Genomic DNA, 20,377 nt, shown 5'->3' on the forward strand with positions numbered 1-20,377 from the left:
GCTCGTTCTAGTCCTGCGCGGCAAAGATCCGGTAGCGGCGGGGCTGTAGCGAGACGATCTCGCCGGCCTGCAATTCACGGTCGCGGGGGGCGTCGATCTCGATCACTGTCTTGCCCTCACTGCCCGACAGCGTCACCTCGGCGCGCTGGATCGGACCGAACGAGCGGACGTGGCGGATGGCGCCTTCGAGTGCGCCGGCGCCGGCCGGACCGACCGCCATGTCGTGACGGCGGACGAACAGCTTTGCCGCGCCGGATGCGGCGCCGAGCGCCGGAATGTTCAGAGGCCGGCCGTCCAGCCGCACCGCGTCGCCCGCGACATCGACCGGCAGCACGATGGATTCGCCGATGAAACCGTGCACGAAGGCGGTCGCCGGATTGTCATAGACCTCGCCCGGCGAGCCGATCTGCTCGATCTTGCCCTTGTCCATCACCACGACGCGGTTGGCGACTTCGAGCGCCTCCTCCTGGTCGTGGGTGACGAAGATCGAGGTGACGTGGATCTCGTTATGCAGCGAGCGCAGCCACTGCCGCAGCTCCTTGCGCACCTTGGCATCGAGCGCACCGAACGGCTCGTCGAGCAGCAGGATGCGCGGCTCGATCGCGAGCGCACGCGCCAGCGCGATGCGCTGACGCTGGCCGCCGGACAACTGGCTCGGATAGCGGTTGGCGAGCCAATCGAGTTGCACCAGGTCGAGCAGGTTCTTGACGCGAGCGCGGATCGTCGCTTCGTCCTTGCGGATCGCGCGCGGCTGCACCCGCAAGCCGAAGGCAACGTTCTCGAACACGGTCATGTGGCGGAACAGCGCGTAATGCTGGAATACGAAGCCGACCTGGCGCTCGCTGGCGCCGCGCGACAGCGCGTTCTCGCCGTCGATCGCGACCTCGCCGGAGTCAGGCCAGTCCAGGCCGGCAATGATGCGCAGCAGCGTGGTCTTGCCGGAGCCGGACGGGCCGAGCAGCGCCAGGAGTTCGCCGTCGGCAACCCTGAGATCGACATTGTCGAGCGCGGCAAAGCTGCCGAACCGTTTTACGATATTTGTGACTTCAATCGCCATCGGCGGCCTCACCTTCATCCAGACGCCGTTCGAGGACGGTCTTCACGACCAGCGTGATCAGCGCCAGCATCGCCAGCAGCGATGCGATCGCGAACGACGCGACGAATTGATATTCGTTGTAGAGAATCTCGACCAGCAGCGGCATCGTGTTGGTCTCGCCGCGGATATGACCTGACACGACCGACACTGCGCCGAACTCGCCCATCGCCCGCGCGTTGCAGAGCAGGACACCGTAGAGCAGGCCCCATTTGATGTTGGGCAGCGTGACACGGAAAAACGTTTGCAGGCCGGAAGCGCCGAGCGAGATCGCCGCCTCCTCCTCCTGGGTGCCCTGCTCCTGCATCAGCGGGATCAGCGCGCGGGCCACGAACGGGAAGGTGACGAAGATCGTCGCCAGCGCGATGCCCGGCACCGCGAACAGGATGTGGATGTTGTGCGCCTGTAGCCATGGCCCGAAATAGCCTTGGGCGCCGAACAGCAGCACGAAGACCAGGCCCGAGATCACGGGCGACACCGAGAACGGCAGGTCGATCAGCGTAATCAGGAAGGTCTTGCCGGTGAACTCGAATTTCGAAATCGCCCAGGCTGCAAGCACGCCGAACACCAGGTTGAGCGTGACCGAGATCGCGGCGATCAGCAGTGTCAGCCTGATCGCGGCGAGCGCCTCAGGCTCGGCCAGCGCCGCGAGATAGGCGCCGATGCCCTTCGAGAAGGCGGAGGCGAACACCACGACGAGCGGCAGCACGACGAACACACTGAGGAAGGCGATCGCGAGCGCGATGATGATGAAGCGGATCGGGCCGGGCTCGGTGCGCAAATTGCGTTGCGCGCTGCTCGGCTCCACGCGCGCGATCTCGCGCAGCGGCGCCGGCGCGGCGACGCTGACGTCGGTCGTAACCGGATAGGTCCGCAGTTGCGGCGTCGAGGTCGCCAATCCCGTCTGCATCGACATCTTTGCGACCTCAATGCACGGGGATGCGGGCTTGCGCCCAGCGTTGCAGCCGGTTGATCAGGAAGATGATCAGGAACGAGGCCACCAGCATCACGACCGCGATCGCGGTGGCATCGGCATAGCGGAACTCGGACAGCCGGATCACGATCAGCAGCGGCGCGATCTCGGAGACGTTGGGCAGATTGCCGGCGATGAAGATCACCGAGCCGTACTCACCGATGGCGCGGGCGAAGGCGAGCGCAAAGCCGGTGAGCAGCGCCGGGATCAGGCTCGGCAGGATGACGCGAAACACGGTGTGCCAGCGATTGGCGCCAAGGCTCGCGGCCGCCTCCTCGATCTCGGGATCGAGATCAATCAGCACCGGCTGCACCGTGCGCACCACGAAGGGAATGCCTATGAAGATCATCGCGATGAAGATGCCGATCGGCGTGAACGCGACCTTGATGCCGAGCTCGGCGAGCGGCGCGCCGAGCCAACCCTTCTGCGCGAACAATTGCGTCAGCGCGACGCCGGCGACGGCGGTCGGCAACGCAAAGGGAATATCGACGATGGCATCGAACAGCCGCCGGCCCGGAAAGCGATAGCGCACCAGCGCCCAGACGATGATGGTGCCCATCACCAGGTTGACGCAAGCGGCCGCAAACGACAGCCCGAACGAGATCTTCAGCGCGTTCAGCGTGCGGCGGCTGGTGACGATGCTCCAGAACTGATCGAAGCTGAGCTCTGATGTCTTGAGGAACAGCGCGGCCAGCGGAATCAGGATGATGACGGACAGCCATGTCAGGGTCAGTCCCATGGTGAGACCGAACCCTGGCAGGGTACTGCGCCGTGCAACCGCTGTGCTCACGATTCCCCCTGCATGTTCATCAGTTCTTGTAGATCTGATCGAAGATGCCGCCCTCGGCGAAGTGCTCCTTCTGCGCCTTGGTCCAACCACCAAAAACGTCGTCGATGGTGAAAAGTTCGACCTTGGCGAAGGACTTCTCGTACTCCTTGGCGATCTCGGGATCGCGCGGCCGGTAGGAATTGCGGGCGGCGATCTCCTGGCCTTCCTTGGTGTACCAGTACTTCAGATAGGCTTCGGCGACCGCGCGGGTGCCCTTCTTGTCGGCGACGGTGTCGACGACGGCGACCGGCGGCTCGGCCAGAATCGACTGCGCCGGCGCCACGATCTCGAACTTGTCCGGACCGAATTCGCGCAGCGCCAGGAAGGCCTCGTTCTCCCAGGCGAGCAGCACGTCGCCGACACCGCGCTCCACGAAGGTCACGGTCGAGCCGCGCGCGCCGGTGTCGAGCACCGGGACGTTCTGGTAGAGGTCAGCGACGAACTTCTTCGCCTTGTCGGCGGAGCCGAACTTCTTCTGCGCATAGCCCCAGGCGGCGAGATAGTTCCAGCGCGCACCGCCGGAGGTCTTCGGGTTCGGCGTGATCACGGCAACGCCCGGCTTGACCAGATCGTCCCAATCCTTGATCCCCTTGGGATTGCCCTTGCGCACCAGGAACACGATGGTCGAGGTGTAGGGCGACGCGTTGAGTGGCAACCGCTTCTGCCAGTCCGTGGCGAGCAGACCCTTGCCCGCGATCGCATCGATGTCGTAGGCGAGCGCCAGCGTGACCACATCCGCCTGCAATCCGTCGATCACCGAGCGCGCCTGCGAGCCCGAGCCGCCATGCGACTGCTTGATCTCGACGCTCTTGCCGGTTTCCTTCTGATAGGCCGCGGCGAACGCCTTGTTGAAATCGACATAGAGCTCGCGCGTCGGATCATAGGACACGTTGAGCAGCGAATAGTCGGCCGCGAAGGCCGAACTCGCCCACAACAGTCCCGCGACCAGCGGCAGCATACGACGGATCATTTTGGTCTCCATTCAACCTGAGAATGTCAGGGAACACGCCAGACATAACTCACGGTGAAGTGGCCTTAAGTCAACGAAACCGGTTTTCTTTGTTTTCAGCGGCGCAGCGCGCTTGTGCTACGAAGCAGCCGCGCTGCGAAGGCTTTGTCGCGTCACCAAATCGCGATGAACCAGCACCGCGACCGAACGCTTCTTTCGGAGCATGATCTCCGCGCAAACGCTTCACGCTTATCGCAGGGGATGCCGCTTCGCACCGTTCCGGATCAAGCCCTACGACAGCTTCATCGTATGGATGCCGCATTCCGTCTTCGCCCGGCCACGCCAGCGGCCGTCGCGTGCATCCTCGCCGGCTGCGGACCGGCTCGAGCAAGGCATACACCCGACCGACTGATATCCCGATGCGACAAGTGGATGCGGCGGCAGTCTGCCGAGCGCGTAGATCGCCTCGATCTCCTCGCGGGAGACGTTGGCGAACGGATTGAATTTCAGCCTGACGCCGTCGTCCTCGACGACGGGGATCTCGGTGCGGGCACCGCCCTGGAACCGCTTGCGGCCGTTGATCCAGCCGGAGAACGGCTTCAACGCCCGCGCCAGCGGCTCCACCTTCCGGATGCGACAGCAGGCGTCGGGATCGGTGAACCACAATTCGCGGTCCGCATCCTGGCGCGCCAGCGCCTCTTCGTCGGGCTTGATCGAACGCACGTCGGCGAGGCCGAGCGTGGCGATCAACGTGTCACGATAGGCCAGCGTCTCCTCGAACAGCCAGCCGGTATCGAGGAACACCACCGGGATCGCAGGATCGACATCCGCCATCACCTTGAGCAGCGCAGCGGATTCAGTGCCGAACGACGACACCAGCGCCAGTTTCTCGCGGCCGACGGTCTCCAGCGCCGCAGCGATCACCTCGGCGGGCGAAGCCGTCCGCAAGGCGCGATCGAGCGCGTCAGCCGCGGGCAATGCGGCCGGCGTCGTAGCGAGCTCTGGTGCAAGCGTGCTCACTGGCCCGCGCTCTCCGAGTGACGCAGTTGCATGCGGCGGTTGAGTGCGGTGACGCGACCGTCGCCGGTCGGCTGGTAGAACACCGAATAGCGCTGCATGGTCGCGGCGAAGGCATCGGCGTCGGCGTCCTTCTTCACCTCGAAGGCATCGAAGCCGGCGCGGGTCATGAACACGAACTGGTCGCGCAGGATCTGCCCGGTGGCGCGCAGCTCGCCGTCATAGCCATAACGCTCGCGCAGCAGGCGCGCCTGGCTGTAGGCACGGCCGTCGCGGAAGGTCGGGAACACCAGCGCGACCGTGGCGAGGCGATCGAGATGTGGGACCAACTCGTCGAGCGCGCGGTTGTTTGGCCAGATCACGCCGACCTTGCCGGCGCGGCGCAGCAGCGCCTCGGGATCGGCGAGAAACCGTTCGGCAGTCACCAGCACCGCGCCATCGCCCGGCAGTTCGGCGCCGTCGGCGACGTGGACGAACAGGTCCGTGGTCAGTCTTCCCTGCTTAACGAGTGGCATAGACGCGCTCCCTGATCGGCTCGACGCCCAGACGCTTCACCGTATCGACGAACAATTCCTCGGGACGGTCGCGCAGCGCGAGATAGGCTTCGACAATGTCTTCGATCACGTCGGCGACCTCCGCATAGGGAACGGCCGGGCCGATCAAGGTGCCCAATTGCGCGTTCTCGTCGGCGCGGCCACCAATCGTGATCTGGTAGAATTCCTCACCATTCTTCTCGACGCCGAGAATGCCGATATGGCCGACATGGTGATGGCCGCAGGCATTGATGCAGCCGGAGATGTTGATATGCAGCCGGCCGATCAGGTCGGCGGTGTCGTGGTTGGCAAAACGCCGCGTCAATTCCTGCGCGATCGGGATCGAACGCGCGTTGGCCAGCGAGCAATAGTCCAGCCCCGGGCAGGCGATGATGTCGGTGACGAGGTTGACGTTCGGCGTCGCGAGGCCGAGGCGGTCGAGCGCCTTGAACAGCTGAGGCAGGTCGCGCTTGGCGACGTGCGGCAGCGCCAGGTTCTGCTCGTGGCCGACGCGGATCTCGCCGAACGAATATCTGTCGGCGAGGTCGGCGACCGCGTCCATCTGCTCGGCGGTGGCATCGCCCGGAGGGCCGCCAACCGGCTTCAGCGACAGCACGACGATCGAGTAGCCCTGCACCTTGTGCGGAAACACCGAGTTCTTGCGCCAGCGCTCGAACAGCGGATCATGCGCGGCCTGCTTCAGCTCGTCCGGCATGTGCGGGAGCTTTTCGTAGGCCGGGTAGGAGAAGCGCGAGCGGACCTCCTCGATGGCGGCGTGATCGAGCGTCAGCCCGACATCGCCCATCGCCTTCCACTCCTCGTCGACTTCCTTGGCGAATTTCTCGATGCCGAGTTCGTGCACCAGGATCTTGATGCGCGCCTTGTAGATGTTGTCGCGGCGGCCGTACTGGTTGTAGACCCGCAGGATCGCCTCGATGTAGCTCAGGATATCGCGGCCGGAGACGAACGGCTTGATGGTCTTGGCGATGAACGGCGTGCGGCCGAGGCCGCCGCCGACCAGCACCTCGAAGCCGGTCTCGCCGTCGGCATTCTTGTGCAGCCGCAGGCCGATGTCGTGGATCTTGATCGCGGCGCGGTCATGCTCCGACGCGGTGATCGCGATCTTGAACTTGCGCGGCAGGAACGAGAATTCCGGATGCAACGTGGTGTGCTGGCGGATCAGCTCCGACCAGATCCGCGGATCCTCGATCTCGCCCGGCGCGACCCCGGCCCACTGGTCCGAGGTGACGTTGCGCATATTATTGCCGGAGGTCTGCATCGCGTGGATACCGACCTCGGCGAGATCGGCCAGCGCGTCGGGCAGCTCGGCGAGCTTGATCCAGTTGAACTGGATGTTCTGCCGGGTGGTGAAATGGCCGTAGCCGCGATCGTAGCGGCGCGCGACGTGGGCGAAGCGGCGCAGCTGCTTCGACGACAGCGTGCCGTAGGGGATCGCGACGCGGAACATGTAGGCGTGCAGCTGCAAATACACGCCGTTCTGCAAGCGCAGGATCTTGAATTCGTCCTCGGTGAGCTCGCCGGAAAGGCGGCGCTTCACCTGGTCGCGAAATTCCGAAACACGCTCGTTGATCAGCGTGCGGTCGAGTTCGTCATATGCATACATGTTCGATAAGCCTTACAACGCGTCTTGTGCCGGCGCGCTTTACGCGGGGACCTGGAGATCGATGGTGACGCCCTTGGCGCGGATATGTTCGCGCAGGTTGCCCGGATTGACCTTGCCGCCGTCCTTGAGCTCGACCGGCGCGATGTAGGGGCCGACCGCGCCGACGTCGTCGGCGGCGGCTTCGGCGAGCAGCGCGCGGGCCTCGTCGGACGTGGTGACGATCGCGGAGTCGGCGAGTTCGGTGGACCAGCCCTGCTTGGCGGTCCGGTACACCACGGCGCCGTCCCAGGTCCGGTTGGCGGTGACCATCGAGGGGCCCGTGATCCTGATTTTCTTCTGTTCGAGCGGAGAGGTCATTCGGCAGCTTTCAGCAGTTCGGAGAACATCTGGTTGGAGAACAATTGGGTGACGTTGGATCGGCTCCACGGCGCGGAGTGCGCGACCACGTCGCCGATGATGAGAACAGCGGGACCGCCATCGACCTGTTTGACCAGCTCGGGCAGCCGCGCCAGCGTGCCGACCGCGGCCTTGGCATCCGGCCGCGTCACGCGCGCGAACACGCCGACCGGCGTCTCCGGCGAACGGCCGGCGGCGAGCATGCCTTCGCGGATCGACGGCGCCGCGGTCATGCCCATGTAGACGACGACGGTCATCTTCTTGTCGGTCAGCACCGACCAGTCGACCACCTCGGCGTCGCGCGCCTTGTGCGCGGTCAGGAAGGTGATGCGCAGCGCCTCGTGGCGGAAGGTCAGCGGCACCTCGAATTGCGCGGCCGCGCCGAGACCGGCGGAGACGCCGGGAATAATGGAGTAGGCGACACCGGCATCGCGCAGCGCCTCGATCTCCTCGCCGCCGCGGCCGAAGATAAAGGGATCACCGCCCTTCAGCCGCACCGCGCGCTGGCCGGATTGCGCGGCCTCGATCATCAGATGGTTGATGGCGTCCTGGCCGATGCCGGGCTTGCCGACACGGCGGCCGACCGGAATCCGCGTCGCATCGCGCCGGATGCGGTCGAGAATCTCAGCCGACACCAATTCGTCATAGAACACGACGTCGGCATCCTGCAACGCGCGCAGCGCCTTCACCGTGAGCAGGTCCGGATCGCCGGGACCGGCGCCGACCAAGGTGACATGACCAACGGCCTTGCCTTCAGCATCAGCGCCGGCGAAGGCGGCGGGATCGGCGATTGCGTTGAGCGCCTGCTCGGCTTCGTCCTTGCGGCCGGCCAGCACCAGCGCGCCGATCGGGCCATCGACGATACGCTCCCAGAAACGGCGGCGCAGCGGAAACTCGTCGATGCGTGCATGCATCGATTTGCGGAAGCGGCCGATGAAGCCGGCGAGATCGCCGATCCGTGCCGGCAGCACCGCCTCGATCGTCTCGCGGACGCGGCGAGCCACCACCGGCGACGTGCCGCCGGTGCCGACCCCGACCACGACGTCGCCGCGATCGACGATCGCCGGCATAATGAAGGTGGAATGGACGAGGTCGTCCATCACATTGACCGGCAGGCCGACAGCCTTCGCGCGCACCGACATCGCAACCCCGATGTCGCCTGCACCGGCACAGAGAATGGCGATGACGTCGGAGAGATCGGCCGCAAGCGGATCGCCCTCGGCGCGCTCGATGCGCGCGGCGTCCTCTGCCGCGATGCCGGAGAGCTCATGATCGCCATCGGTCGCGTACCAGCGCACGGCGGCGCCGGCAGCCGCGAGCAGCCGCAACTTGGCGCGCACGAGCTCGCCCGCTCCAACGAGCAGCACCTTGCCGCTTTGCAGATCCAGAAACACAGGCAGGTATCGCATCAGACACTCGCTTCCCCAATTTGGGGGTTGACTGAAATTATTTTCTATTTATCTCTCGATCAAGCCCAGCAAAGAGAAAATTATTTCTTCTCTATTGCAGCGCAACTTTAGAATTTTCAACTCCACAGGCCAAGGCCAAGAGATGCATCTTCTCGACAACGAATCCGCCGCTGCCGGAACGCGCTCCGCAGCCCTTGCACAAGCATCTTCCGTGCCGGGAGTTTCGGCTCTTCAGACCCCTCCGACGATGGATCACCTGGACGAGCTGGAGGCCCAGAGCATCTATATTTTGCGCGAGGCGTTCGCCCGGCTGAAGAAGCTCGCGCTGCTGTGGTCGCTCGGCAAGGATTCCAACGTGATGATCTGGCTGGCGCGCAAGGCGTTCTTCGGCCGGGTCCCGTTCCCGGCGATGCATGTCGACACCGGCAAGAAGTTTCCCGAGATGTATGCGTTCCGCGATCGCTTCGGCAAGGAATGGGATCTCGACCTCCGCGTCGAGCCCTGCCCGCCGATCGACAGCGTCGACCCGACCCTGCCGCCGGCCGCGCGCTCCGCGGCGCGCAAGACCGAGGGCCTGAAGCTCGCTCTCAATAAATACGGCTTCGATGGATTGATCGCCGGCATCCGCCGCGACGAGGAAGCGACCCGCGCCAAGGAGCGCGTGTTCTCGCCACGCGGCCTCGAGGGTGAATGGGACGTGCGCGACCAGCCGCCGGAGTTCTGGGATCACTTCAATGCATCGCCGCCGCAAGGCGCTCACTTGCGCATCCACCCGATCCTGCATTGGACCGAGGCCGACATCTGGGCCTACACCAAGCGCGAAGGCATTCCGATCATCCCGCTCTATCTCGCCAAGGACGGCAAGCGCTATCGCTCGCTCGGCGATCAGGACATCACCAACCCGGTGGCCTCCACAGCGTCCAACATCGACGAGATCCTGGCCGAGCTCGATGCCACCAAGATCCCGGAGCGCGCCGGCCGCGCGCTCGACCACGAGACCGAGGATGCGTTCGAGCGGCTGCGCGTCGCCGGCTATCTCTGATCCAAGTCTGGCGTGAGCACTCCGATGAACATGATCCTTCCGACCGCCTCGATCTCGGCGACCCCGAACGGCACCACGCGTCCCCAGGTCCGCATCGTCATCGTCGGCCATGTCGACCACGGCAAATCCACGTTGGTGGGCCGTCTGCTGCATGAGACCGGCAGCCTGCCGGACGGCAAGCTGGAGATGCTGAAGGCGGTCAGCGCGCGGCGCGGCATGCCGTTCGAATGGTCGTTCCTGCTCGACGCGCTACAGACTGAGCGCGACCAGGGCATCACCATCGACACCACCCAGATCCGCTTCCGCACCCGCTCGCGCGATGTGGTGCTGATCGACGCGCCCGGCCATGCCGAGTTCTTGCGCAACATGATCACCGGTGCCTCGCAGGCCGATGGCGCGGTGCTGATCATCGACGCGCTCGAAGGCGTCCGTTCGCAGACCCGCCGGCACGGCTATCTGCTGCATCTGCTCGGCGTGAAGCAGGTCGCGGTCGTCGTCAACAAGATGGATCGGGTCGATTTCAGCTCCGCGCGATTCAACGAGATCAGCGCGGAGATTTCCGCGCATCTGATCGGTCTCGGCGTAACGCCGACCGCCGTGGTTCCGATCTCCGCGCGCGATGGTGACGGCGTCGCCGAGCACACGCCGCGGATCGACTGGTACAAGGGACCGACCGTGGTCGAGGCGCTCGATGCGCTCGAGCCGGCAAAGCCGCTGGCCGAACTGGCGCTGCGGCTGCCGGTGCAGGCGATCTACAAGTTCGACGACCGTCGCATCGTGGCCGGCCGCGTCGAATCCGGCAGCCTGAAGGCCGGCGACGAAATCGTCATCATGCCGACCGGGAAGATCGCGAAGATCAAGACGGTCGAGAGCTGGCCGGTGACGCCGGTCAACGGTCCGCAGGGCGCCGGACGCTCGGTCGGCATCACGCTCGACCGCGAACTGTTCCTCGAGCGCGGCGACATCATCGGCCATGCCGGGCAGAGCCCGCGCGACACCCGCCGCATCCGCGCGCGGATCTTCTGGCTGCACGACAAGCCGCTGACCAAGGGCGAGCAGATCCTGATCCGGCTCGGCACCAAGGAAAGCCGCGCCACCGTGGTCGCGATCGAGAAGGCGATCGATCCCGGCGCGCTGTCGAACGAAGAGAACTCGGCGATCGCGCGCAACCATGTCGGCGAGATCGACATCTCGCTGGCGCAGCCGGTCGCGACCGATCCCTACACCGACAATCCGCGCACCGGACGCCTGGTGATCGAAGTCAACGGCCGTATCGCCGGCGGTGGCCTCGTGCTGTCGGTCGACGCCGGCCGGCCCGCGGTGCCGGTCGATATCGTGCCGGTGGAATCCGCGCTGCGGCTGGATGAACGCTCGGCGCGCTACCATCACAATGGCGCGGTGATCTGGCTGACCGGCCTGCCCGGCTCGGGCAAGTCGACTTTGGCGAAAGCGCTGGAGCGGCGCCTGTTCAGCATTGGCGGCTCGCCGATCCTGCTCGACGGCGACACGCTGCGCGCGGGCCTCAACAGCGATCTCGGCTTCTCGCCGCAGGATCGCGCCGAGAACATCCGCCGCCTCGCCGAGGTCGCAACCCATCTGGCGCGCAACGGCCATATCGCGATCGTCGCCGCGGTGTCGCCATCGGCAGCCGACCGCGCCGCCGCACGCCGGATCGCCGACAGTGCATTCCGAGAAATCTATGTCGCGACACCCGCCGAGGTCTGCGAGACCCGCGATCCCAAGGGCCATTACGCCAAGGCGCGCTCGGGCGGATTGCCCTCGTTTACCGGCATCACCAACGACTACCAGCCGCCGACCGGCAATGAGCTGACCATCGACACCTCGAACCGCTCAGTCACCGAGGCCACCGACGAGATCGAGCGGATGCTGGCCGAGACCGGCGTGTTGTTCGACGAACTGACCGATCTCGCGGCGAACATCTAGGACTGCCTGATCTGTCGTCGTCCGGCTTGACCGGACGACCCAGTATTCCAGAGACATCGGTGCTTGAGCCGATAGCCCCCGGCGTACTGGATGCCCGCTTGAAGCGAGGCATGACGGCGGTGTGTAAGACGAGATGTGCATCGTCACGCGACCGCATCGCGCGCAATTATTCCGCGGCGCGCTGGCTTCCCGCCGCCTGCCGCATCATCCCGGGCGATTGCCCGGTGATCCGCTTGAAGGCGCGGCTGAAGGCCGCTTGCGACGCATAGCCGAGTTGGCGCGCGACCAGATCGATCGGCTGGCGTTCATGCTCGATCCACTGCGCCGCAAGGCGCATGCGCAATTCGGCCAGATAGCGCGCGGGCGACAGTCCGGTCATCGACTGGAAGCGTTCGGCAAACAGCGAGCGCGAGCAACCGGCCTCCGCCGCCAGTTCGGCAACCGTCCAGTTGCGGCCGGGCGCGCGATGCAGCGCGCCGATGGCACGGCCGAGACGCGGATCGCGCAGGGCCTCGAACCAGCCAACGGCCTTGTCGCCACCGCACTCAACCCAGGCCCGCACGATCGAGGCGGCAAGAACATCGGCGAGCCGCGCCATGACGCCGACGGAGCCGACCCGCGGCGTACAGGTCTCGCGCTCCATCGCCTTCAGGATCGGTTCGATCTCCGGCTCGCGCGCGAGCATTGTGCCAACCTGCATGACTTCCGGCATCTGGGCGATCAGCGGACGCATGCCGCCGAGATCGAAGTTCATGCACGCGCTGAAGATCAGCACCCGCTCGCCATCCGGGCATCCCTCAGGACAGGCCGAGGTCACATCGACATTGCCGCACAGCGTCTCGGTCTCGAAGCGCTCGACATCGAAGCTCGGCTCGTCCGCAGCCGAGACGAGATCGTGCGCGCCGCCGCGCGGCAGGAAGATGGCATCACCGCATCCCAGCGGCAGCACCTGCCCATCGGCGTAGCGCAGAAACGCGGTGCCATGCGCAACGAAGTGAAACTGGGCGCGCCCGACCGGCGTCTCGAACCGAAAGCCGAACGGCGCCCTGGTCGCGACCCGGCGGTAGTGAACCCCCTCGAGCCGCATGCCGAGCAGCAGTTCGCTCACCAGATCAACGACAGCGTCTGCCGGAGGGCCGGCAGATGATTTGGACGCACGATCAAACATTGGAGCGTTTATGGCATAGATACTCCGAAATCTCCAGCCTATGTGTGCGGCACCGCAGCACAGGATGGAAGTCAGTCGATGGATCAGGAAGTAAACCCCGCTCTGACGCAGGCAGATGATCTGGTCGCGCTGACGGCGCGCGACGTGGCGCGCGGGGCTGAACCGCTCGCGTCGGAAAAGCCGGCATGGTTGGCGGTCGCTGCGATGATGCTGGGTGTCACTGCCCTTCTGACGGCGGAGTTTCTGCCGTCCGGATTGCTGACGCCGATGGCGCGGGATCTCGGCGTGAGCCCCGGCCTCGCCGGCCAGGCGGTGACGACGACCTCGCTGGCCGGCCTGGTCGGCGCATTGTTCACCCCGACATTGACGCGCAGTTTCAATCGTAAGCCGGTGCTGCTCAGCTTCGCTGTTCTTCTGGCAATCTCCAATCTGCTAGTGGCGCTGGCGCCCAACATCACCTTCCTGCTCACGGCGCGGATCGTGCTCGGCCTCGCCCTCGGCGGCTTCTGGGCGATGGCGGCGGCGACGACGATCCGCCTGGTGCCGACAGCGCTGGTGCCGCGCGCTTTGTCGATCGTGATGAGCGGCGTTCCCGCCGCAATGATCATCGCCGTGCCGCTCGGCAGCTATCTCGGCGAGGTAATGAGCTGGCGCGCCGTGTTCCTGCTGGCGACGGCGTTTGCCGGCATCGTGTTCGTGGTGCAGGCGCTGGTGCTGCCGCGTCTGGCCCCGAGGGGAGCAGCCGGGTTCGGCACCTTGATCGAGATCCTGCAACGTCCGGGGATCGGCGCCGGCATCCTGGCGGCGACCTTGGTCTTCACCGGACATTTCGGCTATTTCGGCTACATCCGCCCGTTCCTTGAAAACGTGACCGGGCTGAGCGCGGCCGGCGTCGCCGCGACCTTGCTCGCATTCGGCGTTGCCAACTATCTCGGCTCGTTCGTGAGCGGCTTCCTGGCCGAACGCAAACTCAAGCTCACGATGATCGCGATGCCGTTCCTCATCGGCCTGGTCGGCCTGTTGCTTGCGGCCTATGGCAAGGATGTCGTTCCCGCGCTGGTGCTGGTCGCGCTCTGGGGCTTTGCCTTCAGCGGCGTTCCTGTGGCGACGACGACCTGGATCACGCGCATGGTGCCCGATGAGACGGAAAGCGGCACCGGAATGACGGTGGCCTCGATCTTCCTCGGCATCACCACGGGCGCCGCCGGCGGCGGGCTGGTCCTCGACGTCATGGGCGCGCCCGCCGTGTTCGTCGCCGGCGCCATTCCCCTGCTGCTCGCCGTCCTGCTGATCGCGACCAAGGTCCGGACCAGGCCTTCCTGACCGTCGCAAGGCGGGAGAACCGCGACACCCCGGATGCTCCGCCTGCAGCGGCATGACGCAGCAGCGGAGCCCGGCAAAGGGGCCTTCTCAGAGCCGTGGCTTTAAGGCTAAAAGAGCCGTGAACGCGGCCCTTTGGCGCGTTTTTTGCTGATTTCGTTCGAAAACAGCGCCTAAACGCCCCATTTCTTTGAGAAAGCCCATCATGACTCGTGTCGATGCCCACGGATTGAAGATCGCTCCTGTCCTGTTCGATTTCATCGCCAAGGAGGCGACGCCCAAGACCGGGATCGCGCCGGACGCGTTCTGGGCCGGACTTGCCGCTATTATCCAGAAGCTCGGACCGAAGAACCGCGAGCTGCTCGCCGTGCGCGACACGCTACAGGCCAAGATCGACGACTGGCATCGCGCCCACAAGGGCAAGGCGTTCGACATCAACGCCTACACCGCCTTCCTCAAGGAGATCGGCTATCTGTTGCCGGAGCCGGCGACCCACAAGGTCGAGACGGCCAATGTGGACGAAGAGATCGGCAAGATCTGCGGCCCGCAGCTCGTGGTGCCGCTGACCAACGCCCGCTACGCGCTGAACGCCGCCAACGCGCGCTGGGGCTCGCTGTACGACGCCTTCTACGGCACCGACGCGATCCCGCACGATCCGAGCGAGGCTGGCCGTGGCTACAACAAGGCCCGCGGCGACAAGGTGATCGCCAAGGCCAAGGCCTTCCTCGATGCCGCCGTCCCGCTTGCGACCGCGAGCCACACCGACGTGACCTCCTACAGCGTGATCTCGGGCCAGCTCTCGGCCAAGCTGAAGAGCGGCAACGCCACCGCGCTGAAGAACGGCGCGCAGTTCGCCGGCTATCAGGGCGACGCCGCGTCCCCGAGCGCGATCCTGCTCGTCAACAACGGCATGCATGTCGAGGTCAAGATCGACCGCAACAACACGATCGGCAAGGACGATCCGGCCGGCGTCGCCGACATGATCCTGGAATCGGCGGTCTCCACCATCCTCGACATGGAAGACTCGGTTGCCGCCGTCGACGCCGAGGACAAGGTGCTGGTCTATCGCAACACGCTCGGCCTGATGAACGGCACGCTGTCGGCCGATTTCGAGAAGGGCGGCAAGACGCTGACGCGCGCGCTCAATGCCGACCGCGTCTACAAGAAGCCTGACGGCGGCGAGCTGAAGCTGCACGGCCGCAGCCTGCTGCTGATGCGCAATGTCGGCCACCACATGTTCACCGACGCGGTGCTCGACGCCAAGGGCGAGGAGATTCCGGAAGGCCTGCTCGATGCTGCGGTCGCCGGGCTGCTCGCGATCCACGACCTCAAGGGCAATTCCAAGACCAAGAACAGCCGCACCGGCTCGGTCTATATCGTCAAGCCGAAGATGCACGGCCCCGATGAAGTGACGCTGACCTGCGACCTGTTCGCCGAGGTCGAAAAGATGCTCGGCCTGCCGGAGAACACCATCAAGGTCGGCATCATGGACGAGGAGCGCCGCACCACGGTCAACCTCAAGGCGTGCATCCAGCGCGCCTCCAAGCGCATCATGTTCATCAACACTGGATTCCTCGACCGCACCGGCGACGAGATCCACACCTCGATGGAAGCGGGTCCGATGATCCGCAAGAACGACATGAAGGCGCAGCCCTGGATCAAGGCCTATGAGGACTGGAACGTCGACACCGGTCTGGTCGATGGCCTGCCCGGCCATGCCCAGATCGGCAAGGGCATGTGGGCCGCGCCCGACAAGATGGCGGACATGCTGGCGCAGAAGATCGGCCATCCGCAGGCCGGCGCCACCACCGCCTGGGTGCCGTCGCCGACCGCCGCCACGCTGCACGCGCTGCACTATCACCAGGTCAACGTGATCGCCCGCCAGCAGGAGCTCGCCAAGGGCGGCCCGCGCGCCAAGCTGTCCGACATCCTCACCATTCCGGTGTCGCAGTCGAACTGGGCGCCCGACGACGTCAAGCAGGAGATCGACAACAACTGCCAGGGCATCCTGGGTTACGTCGTGCGCTGGATCGACCAGGGCGTCGGCTGCTCCAAGGTGCCTGACATCCACGACGTCGGCCTGATGGAAGATCGCGCCACGCTGCGCATCTCGAGCCAGCATCTGGCGAACTGGCTGCATCAGGGCGTCATCACCCGGGATCAGGTGATGGAATCGTTGAAGCGGATGGCCGTCGTGGTCGACAAGCAGAATGCCGGCGACAGTCTCTACAAGCCGATGGCGCCGTCATTCGATGGCGTCGCGTTCAAGGCCGCCTGCGATCTGGTGTTCGAGGGCCGCACCCAACCGAACGGCTACACCGAATACATCCTCACCGCACGCCGCCGCGAGGCCAAGGCCGCGGGCTGATCCGCGAATCCTGCGACAAGCAAAAGCCCCGGCGATGCGCCGGGGCTTTTTTGGTTGGAGACAAGTCGTTTCGCTTGCAACGGCGATCCTAAAACACCGCGAGATATTTCAGCAGCGAGACGATGCCGATGATGATGACGACGACCCGTGCGATCTGCTTGGCGCGGCCGTCGAGCGGCAGCATGTTGATGAGATAAAGAACCAGGATAACGACAAGGAAAGTGACGAGTACGCCGACGAGCATGCGGGGCCCCCTGATGGCATCGGTGATTGTGGTGTTCGCACTGAACTAACGTGCGAAGATGAGACCGGTTCCCTACGCCGGAACCGAATGCGCCTCGTCCGTCGAGGCGATGCTATTCACGCGCCAGCACCGGTGCACGTTCGTACTTGGCGCGGACGCGATCCGGCGCCGGCGTGAAGTTGAGCGACGCGCCGCGGCGATCCGGGCGGCCGACCGCCATCAACCCGTCCTTGCCGGCGACGATATCGCCCTTGCGCAGGGTCGGATCGTCCTCGATCTTGACAGCCGCGAGGCCGACGGGGTCCTTGCCGTTGCAGGTGCAACCCGAAACGATCTGGTCGCGATAGCGGTATGCGTTCGGCAGTTCGGAGTACGGCTTGCCGTCTTCGGTCGCGGCGTTGTCGATGTTGCCGCCATAGACCACCTCGGTCGCGCTCGCCGGACAGAAGCTGTTGCAGCTTTCCGCCTTGCTCTGGTTGCCGGTCGCCGCCAGCGGGAAGTAGCGGCCGTCGCAGGTGCGCACGCAATAGGCCTGGCCGACATCGTAGCGCGCACGGCGTTCGACCCGCGGCGCCATCGGCACCGGGCCGTCGTCGAACGGCATCCGGATCACCGGTGGGCGGTCCTGGATGAAGCCGCCGAACAGTTGCGAGAAGAAATCCTGGGCCTGCGCCGCGGGCGCAAGGGACAAAGCGAGCAATGCCGCCGTCCCGAACGCCCACCGCCTGGAATTGAGCTTCATCATACCGCTCCCCGGTGCAACGCCGATGCTCAGTACAACGACGAACCCGCCGGGATGTTCATTGCCTGACGGCCCGACGGCAGCGTCATGACCGCGGGACGCGGTTGCAGCGGCATCGGCCGGGCCGAGATCTGCGTCGGGGCCGGGCCGATCTCACGCGCGGCCAGATGGGCTGCGTTCTTCGGCAGCACCACGACCTTGGTGCCGACATCGACCCGGCTGAACAGGTCGGAGACGTCTTCATTGGTCAGACGGATGCAGCCCGACGACACGAACTTGCCGATCGTCGTGGGATCATTGGTGCCGTGGATGCGGTACTCGCTCGAACCAAGATACATCGCGCGGGCGCCGAGCGGGTTACCCGGGCCGCCGGCCATGAAGCGCGGCAGATAGGGCTGGCGCTTGATCATCTCGGCCGGCGGATGCCAGTCCGGCCATTCCGCCTTGCGGGTGATGGTCTGGGTGCCGGCCCAGGTGAAGCCCTCGCGGCCGACGCCTACGCCGTAGCGGATCGCCCGACCGCCGCCGAGCACATAATAAAGCGCGGTGTTGCCGGTATCGATGATGATGGTGCCCGGCGCCTCGGTCGTGTTGAGCGCGACCGTGGTCGGACGCAGCCGCGCCGGCAGCGCGCCGTCCTCGGTGGCTTCGGTCGAGGGATCGTTCATCACCTCGTCGGAGGGATATGCGCCAGGCTGCGTCGACGCATAACCGAGCGCGGAAGAACTGACCTGGGCGCTGGCCGGATTGGTGAGGACGAACGGCGCCACGAACAAGACGCTGGCGAAGGCAAAGGTCCGCGCGGCGCGCGACGCAAGCCGGCGGCTGGAGAAAGACTGCTCTGTCATGTGCTGCCCCTGAACGGGATGCGCATCGTGGTGATGCTGTGACGATGCAACGCGCGGGACCGCGCGGGAGTTCCGCCGCGAATCGTCCCGAAAGCGCGATTGTCAACCCGTCACGCCTCACGAAGCCGCGATGGAACTTTTCGGAGAGCGGGCCGTTGTTACGCACATTTTGGCGCGCGGGGCAGGCTCGCGGCGCGACGTTTGTTGTCCTCGTGCGGGAGGAATTTGGTGCGCGCCTTTCCGAGTCAGCGCCTGCTTGGCAATGCGCCCGAAGGCACGCCCATCCCCGACAGCAAGGCCGAATTGCCGCCGGTCATCCGGCGCGCGGAGGTCGTCGCCTTTGCGCTGGTCGCGCTGCTGGTCATCGTCGTGGTGGCTGTGCTGTATCTGGCACGCGCCTTCTTCCTTCCGATCACGATGGCCTTCATCGTCGGCACCATGCTGTCGCCGGCGGCAAGCCTGCTCGAACGCTACCGGATCCCGCGCCCGCTCGGCGCCGTGCTGATCGTGATCGCGGTCGGCGCGGCGGTCGCCTTCATGGTCGGGCTGATCGCCTCCCCGGTGATGGAATGGAGCTCGCGGCTGCCCGAGCTCGGCGCGATGCTGAAGGAGAAGCTGCATGTGTTCGACCGGCCGCTGGCGCTGTGGCAGGAGCTACAGAGCATGGTCGGCGGCTCCGACACGCTGGCCGCGTTCCAGCTGCCGAAATTCGAATGGGTGCAGCCGACGCTGGAATTCCTGTCGCCGACCTTCGCCGAATTCCTGCTGTTCGTCGCGACCCTGATCCTGTTCATCGCGAGCTGGAAGGATTTGCGCCGCGCCCTGGTGATGACCTTCAACGAACGCGCGGCGCGGCTTCGGACGCTGCGGATCCTCAACGAACTCGAGACCCATCTCGGCAACTATCTGCTGACGGTGACCATGATCAATGTCGGCGTCGGCATCGCCACCGGCGTGATCTGCGCGGCGACCGGCACGCCCAATCCGGCGGGGCTCGGCGCGCTCGCTGCGACGCTGAATTTCATTCCGATCATCGGCCCGGTCGCGATGTTCGTGGTGCTGGTCGTGGTCGGCATCATCTCTGCGCCGACCGTCGGTGCCGGGCTGCTGGCGCCGGCCTGCTTCGCGGCCGTAACCTTCATGGAAGGACATTTCGTGACGCCGACGATCGTCGGCCGCAGGCTGTCGCTGAATGCGCTCGCGGTCTTCCTGGCGCTTGCGTTCTGGACCTGGCTGTGGGGCCCGATGGGCGCCTTCCTGTCGTCACCACTGTTGATCGTCGGATTGATCGTCAAGGAGCATTTGATGCCGGTCAATTCGCCGCAGCTGCCGGAGGGCTAACACAGCGTCTTCAATCGAAGCGGGGCACCGCTTCGATTGAAGAGAAAAGAGTCGAGCAACAAAGCCGGTTGCACAATTGGAACCTTGCGTGGAGCGAAACGTTTTTCACGACACGCGAATTCTCCGGGAGCTTTCGATGTCGAGCACGGACAGCGCATTTGGGATCAAGAACATGACGGACAAAGCGACCTATGAACGCCTCGAAAAGGATGTCACCGCCGTGAAGAACGATATCGCAGCCCTCACCGAACAGATCACCGACGCGCTCAATTCGTTTGCGAACAATGCCGGCAAGCAGGCCCGCCGACACTACAAGGATGCACGCGCCAGCGCGGAATCGACCTTGGACGACGTGTCGGAGCGCGGCAGCGCGATGATGGGCGCGGCGCAGGACGCGGCCTCCTCGATCGAGGAAACGCTGGAAGAGGTGATCACGCAACGGCCGCTGGCGACCGTCGGCCTTGCGCTTGGTCTCGGCTTTCTGATCGGCGTCACCTGGCGTCGCTAGCCAGACCGCATGCGCACCCTGCGCAATCC

General features: G+C 65.3%; 19 protein-coding genes. 6 read left to right on the forward strand and 13 right to left on the reverse strand.

All coding sequences use genetic code 11. The features are described 5' to 3' along the window. Positions 1-7: 7 nt before the first annotated feature. The 9 genes from CWS35_RS01910 to cysG all read right to left on the reverse strand — a co-directional run bounded on the left by CWS35_RS01910 (position 8) and on the right by cysG (position 8,823). Positions 8-1,057, reverse strand: coding sequence for a sulfate/molybdate ABC transporter ATP-binding protein (locus CWS35_RS01910; RefSeq protein WP_024581913.1), 1,050 nt, complete (start codon positions 1,055-1,057; stop codon positions 8-10). Next, positions 1,047-2,009, reverse strand: coding sequence for a sulfate ABC transporter permease subunit CysW (gene cysW / locus CWS35_RS01915; RefSeq protein WP_371682830.1), 963 nt, complete (start codon positions 2,007-2,009; stop codon positions 1,047-1,049). Before cysW ends, CWS35_RS01910 begins: the two co-directional genes overlap by 11 nt. A 10-nt stretch (positions 2,010-2,019) precedes the next feature. Next, positions 2,020-2,826, reverse strand: coding sequence for a sulfate ABC transporter permease subunit CysT (gene cysT / locus CWS35_RS01920; protein ID WP_080890839.1), 807 nt, complete (start codon positions 2,824-2,826; stop codon positions 2,020-2,022). Between the two features lie 49 nt (positions 2,827-2,875). After that, positions 2,876-3,865 (reverse strand): sulfate ABC transporter substrate-binding protein, encoded by a 990-nt coding sequence (locus tag CWS35_RS01925; protein WP_168226254.1) that lies wholly within the window; start codon positions 3,863-3,865, stop codon positions 2,876-2,878. Positions 3,866-4,135: 270 nt separating this feature from the next. Continuing rightward, complete coding sequence (locus tag CWS35_RS01930; RefSeq protein ID WP_100950491.1) at positions 4,136-4,864, reverse strand: phosphoadenylyl-sulfate reductase; 729 nt, start codon at positions 4,862-4,864, stop codon at positions 4,136-4,138. Beyond that, positions 4,861-5,376 carry a DUF934 domain-containing protein gene (locus CWS35_RS01935; RefSeq protein ID WP_100950493.1) on the reverse strand — a complete coding sequence of 172 codons (516 nt, stop codon included), beginning with the start codon at positions 5,374-5,376 and terminating at the stop codon, positions 4,861-4,863. The genes CWS35_RS01930 and CWS35_RS01935 overlap by 4 nt, the downstream gene beginning before the upstream one ends. After that, positions 5,363-7,018: a nitrite/sulfite reductase gene (locus CWS35_RS01940; RefSeq protein WP_024581907.1), complete on the reverse strand. Its 1,656-nt coding sequence runs from the start codon at positions 7,016-7,018 to the stop codon at positions 5,363-5,365. The genes CWS35_RS01935 and CWS35_RS01940 overlap by 14 nt, the downstream gene beginning before the upstream one ends. Before the next feature lie 39 nt (positions 7,019-7,057). Continuing rightward, entirely contained in the window at positions 7,058-7,375 is a 318-nt protein-coding gene (locus CWS35_RS01945) for a DUF2849 domain-containing protein (RefSeq protein ID WP_100950496.1), read from the reverse strand. Continuing rightward, the gene (gene cysG, locus CWS35_RS01950; RefSeq protein WP_100950498.1) at positions 7,372-8,823 is read right to left on the reverse strand and encodes a siroheme synthase CysG; all 1,452 of its coding nucleotides are present in this window, start codon (positions 8,821-8,823) and stop codon (positions 7,372-7,374) included. The genes CWS35_RS01945 and cysG overlap by 4 nt, the downstream gene beginning before the upstream one ends. Positions 8,824-9,070: 247 nt before the next feature. Between cysG and cysD the strand changes: the two genes are divergently transcribed. Together cysD and cysC are read left to right on the forward strand one after the other, a co-directional pair. Continuing rightward, the gene (gene cysD / locus CWS35_RS01955; RefSeq protein WP_024581904.1) at positions 9,071-9,865 is read left to right on the forward strand and encodes a sulfate adenylyltransferase subunit CysD; all 795 of its coding nucleotides are present in this window, start codon (positions 9,071-9,073) and stop codon (positions 9,863-9,865) included. Positions 9,866-9,889: 24 nt separating this feature from the next. After that, the gene (gene cysC, locus CWS35_RS01960) at positions 9,890-11,809 is read left to right on the forward strand and encodes an adenylyl-sulfate kinase (protein WP_100950500.1); all 1,920 of its coding nucleotides are present in this window, start codon (positions 9,890-9,892) and stop codon (positions 11,807-11,809) included. 166 nt (positions 11,810-11,975) lie between these two features. Here cysC and CWS35_RS01965 read toward each other — a convergent pair whose 3' ends face one another. Further along, complete coding sequence (locus CWS35_RS01965) at positions 11,976-12,917, reverse strand: AraC family transcriptional regulator (protein WP_245438838.1); 942 nt, start codon at positions 12,915-12,917, stop codon at positions 11,976-11,978. 138 nt (positions 12,918-13,055) lie between these two features. On the opposite strand from CWS35_RS01965, the gene CWS35_RS01970 reads away from it, so the two are divergent. Continuing rightward, entirely contained in the window at positions 13,056-14,300 is a 1,245-nt protein-coding gene (locus CWS35_RS01970) for an MFS transporter (RefSeq protein ID WP_100950504.1), read from the forward strand. Between the two features lie 202 nt (positions 14,301-14,502). Then, the gene (locus tag CWS35_RS01975) at positions 14,503-16,665 is read left to right on the forward strand and encodes a malate synthase G (RefSeq protein WP_024581901.1); all 2,163 of its coding nucleotides are present in this window, start codon (positions 14,503-14,505) and stop codon (positions 16,663-16,665) included. An 88-nt stretch (positions 16,666-16,753) separates the two neighbouring features. On the opposite strand, the gene CWS35_RS01980 is transcribed toward CWS35_RS01975, so the two are convergent. The 3 genes from CWS35_RS01980 to CWS35_RS01990 all read right to left on the reverse strand — a co-directional run bounded on the left by CWS35_RS01980 (position 16,754) and on the right by CWS35_RS01990 (position 18,499). After that, positions 16,754-16,909 carry a Thivi_2564 family membrane protein gene (locus CWS35_RS01980; RefSeq protein ID WP_061880958.1) on the reverse strand — a complete coding sequence of 52 codons (156 nt, stop codon included), beginning with the start codon at positions 16,907-16,909 and terminating at the stop codon, positions 16,754-16,756. A 112-nt stretch (positions 16,910-17,021) separates the two neighbouring features. Beyond that, entirely contained in the window at positions 17,022-17,654 is a 633-nt protein-coding gene (locus tag CWS35_RS01985) for a DUF2865 domain-containing protein (protein ID WP_024581900.1), read from the reverse strand. A gap of 26 nt (positions 17,655-17,680) precedes the next feature. Then, complete coding sequence (locus CWS35_RS01990) at positions 17,681-18,499, reverse strand: L,D-transpeptidase (RefSeq protein ID WP_024581899.1); 819 nt, start codon at positions 18,497-18,499, stop codon at positions 17,681-17,683. 228 nt (positions 18,500-18,727) lie between these two features. Here CWS35_RS01990 and CWS35_RS02000 point away from each other — a divergent pair, with 228 nt between their 5' ends. Next, on the forward strand, positions 18,728-19,840 hold the full coding sequence (locus CWS35_RS02000) for an AI-2E family transporter (RefSeq protein ID WP_024581898.1): 1,113 nt from the start codon (positions 18,728-18,730) through the stop codon (positions 19,838-19,840). 136 nt (positions 19,841-19,976) lie between these two features. Further along, positions 19,977-20,348, forward strand: a complete 372-nt coding sequence (locus CWS35_RS02005; protein WP_024581897.1) for a YqjD family protein — start codon at positions 19,977-19,979, stop codon at positions 20,346-20,348. Positions 20,349-20,377 lie beyond the last annotated feature (29 nt).

It is taken from the genome of Bradyrhizobium sp. SK17, assembly GCF_002831585.1.
Lineage (GTDB): Bacteria > Pseudomonadota > Alphaproteobacteria > Rhizobiales > Xanthobacteraceae > Bradyrhizobium.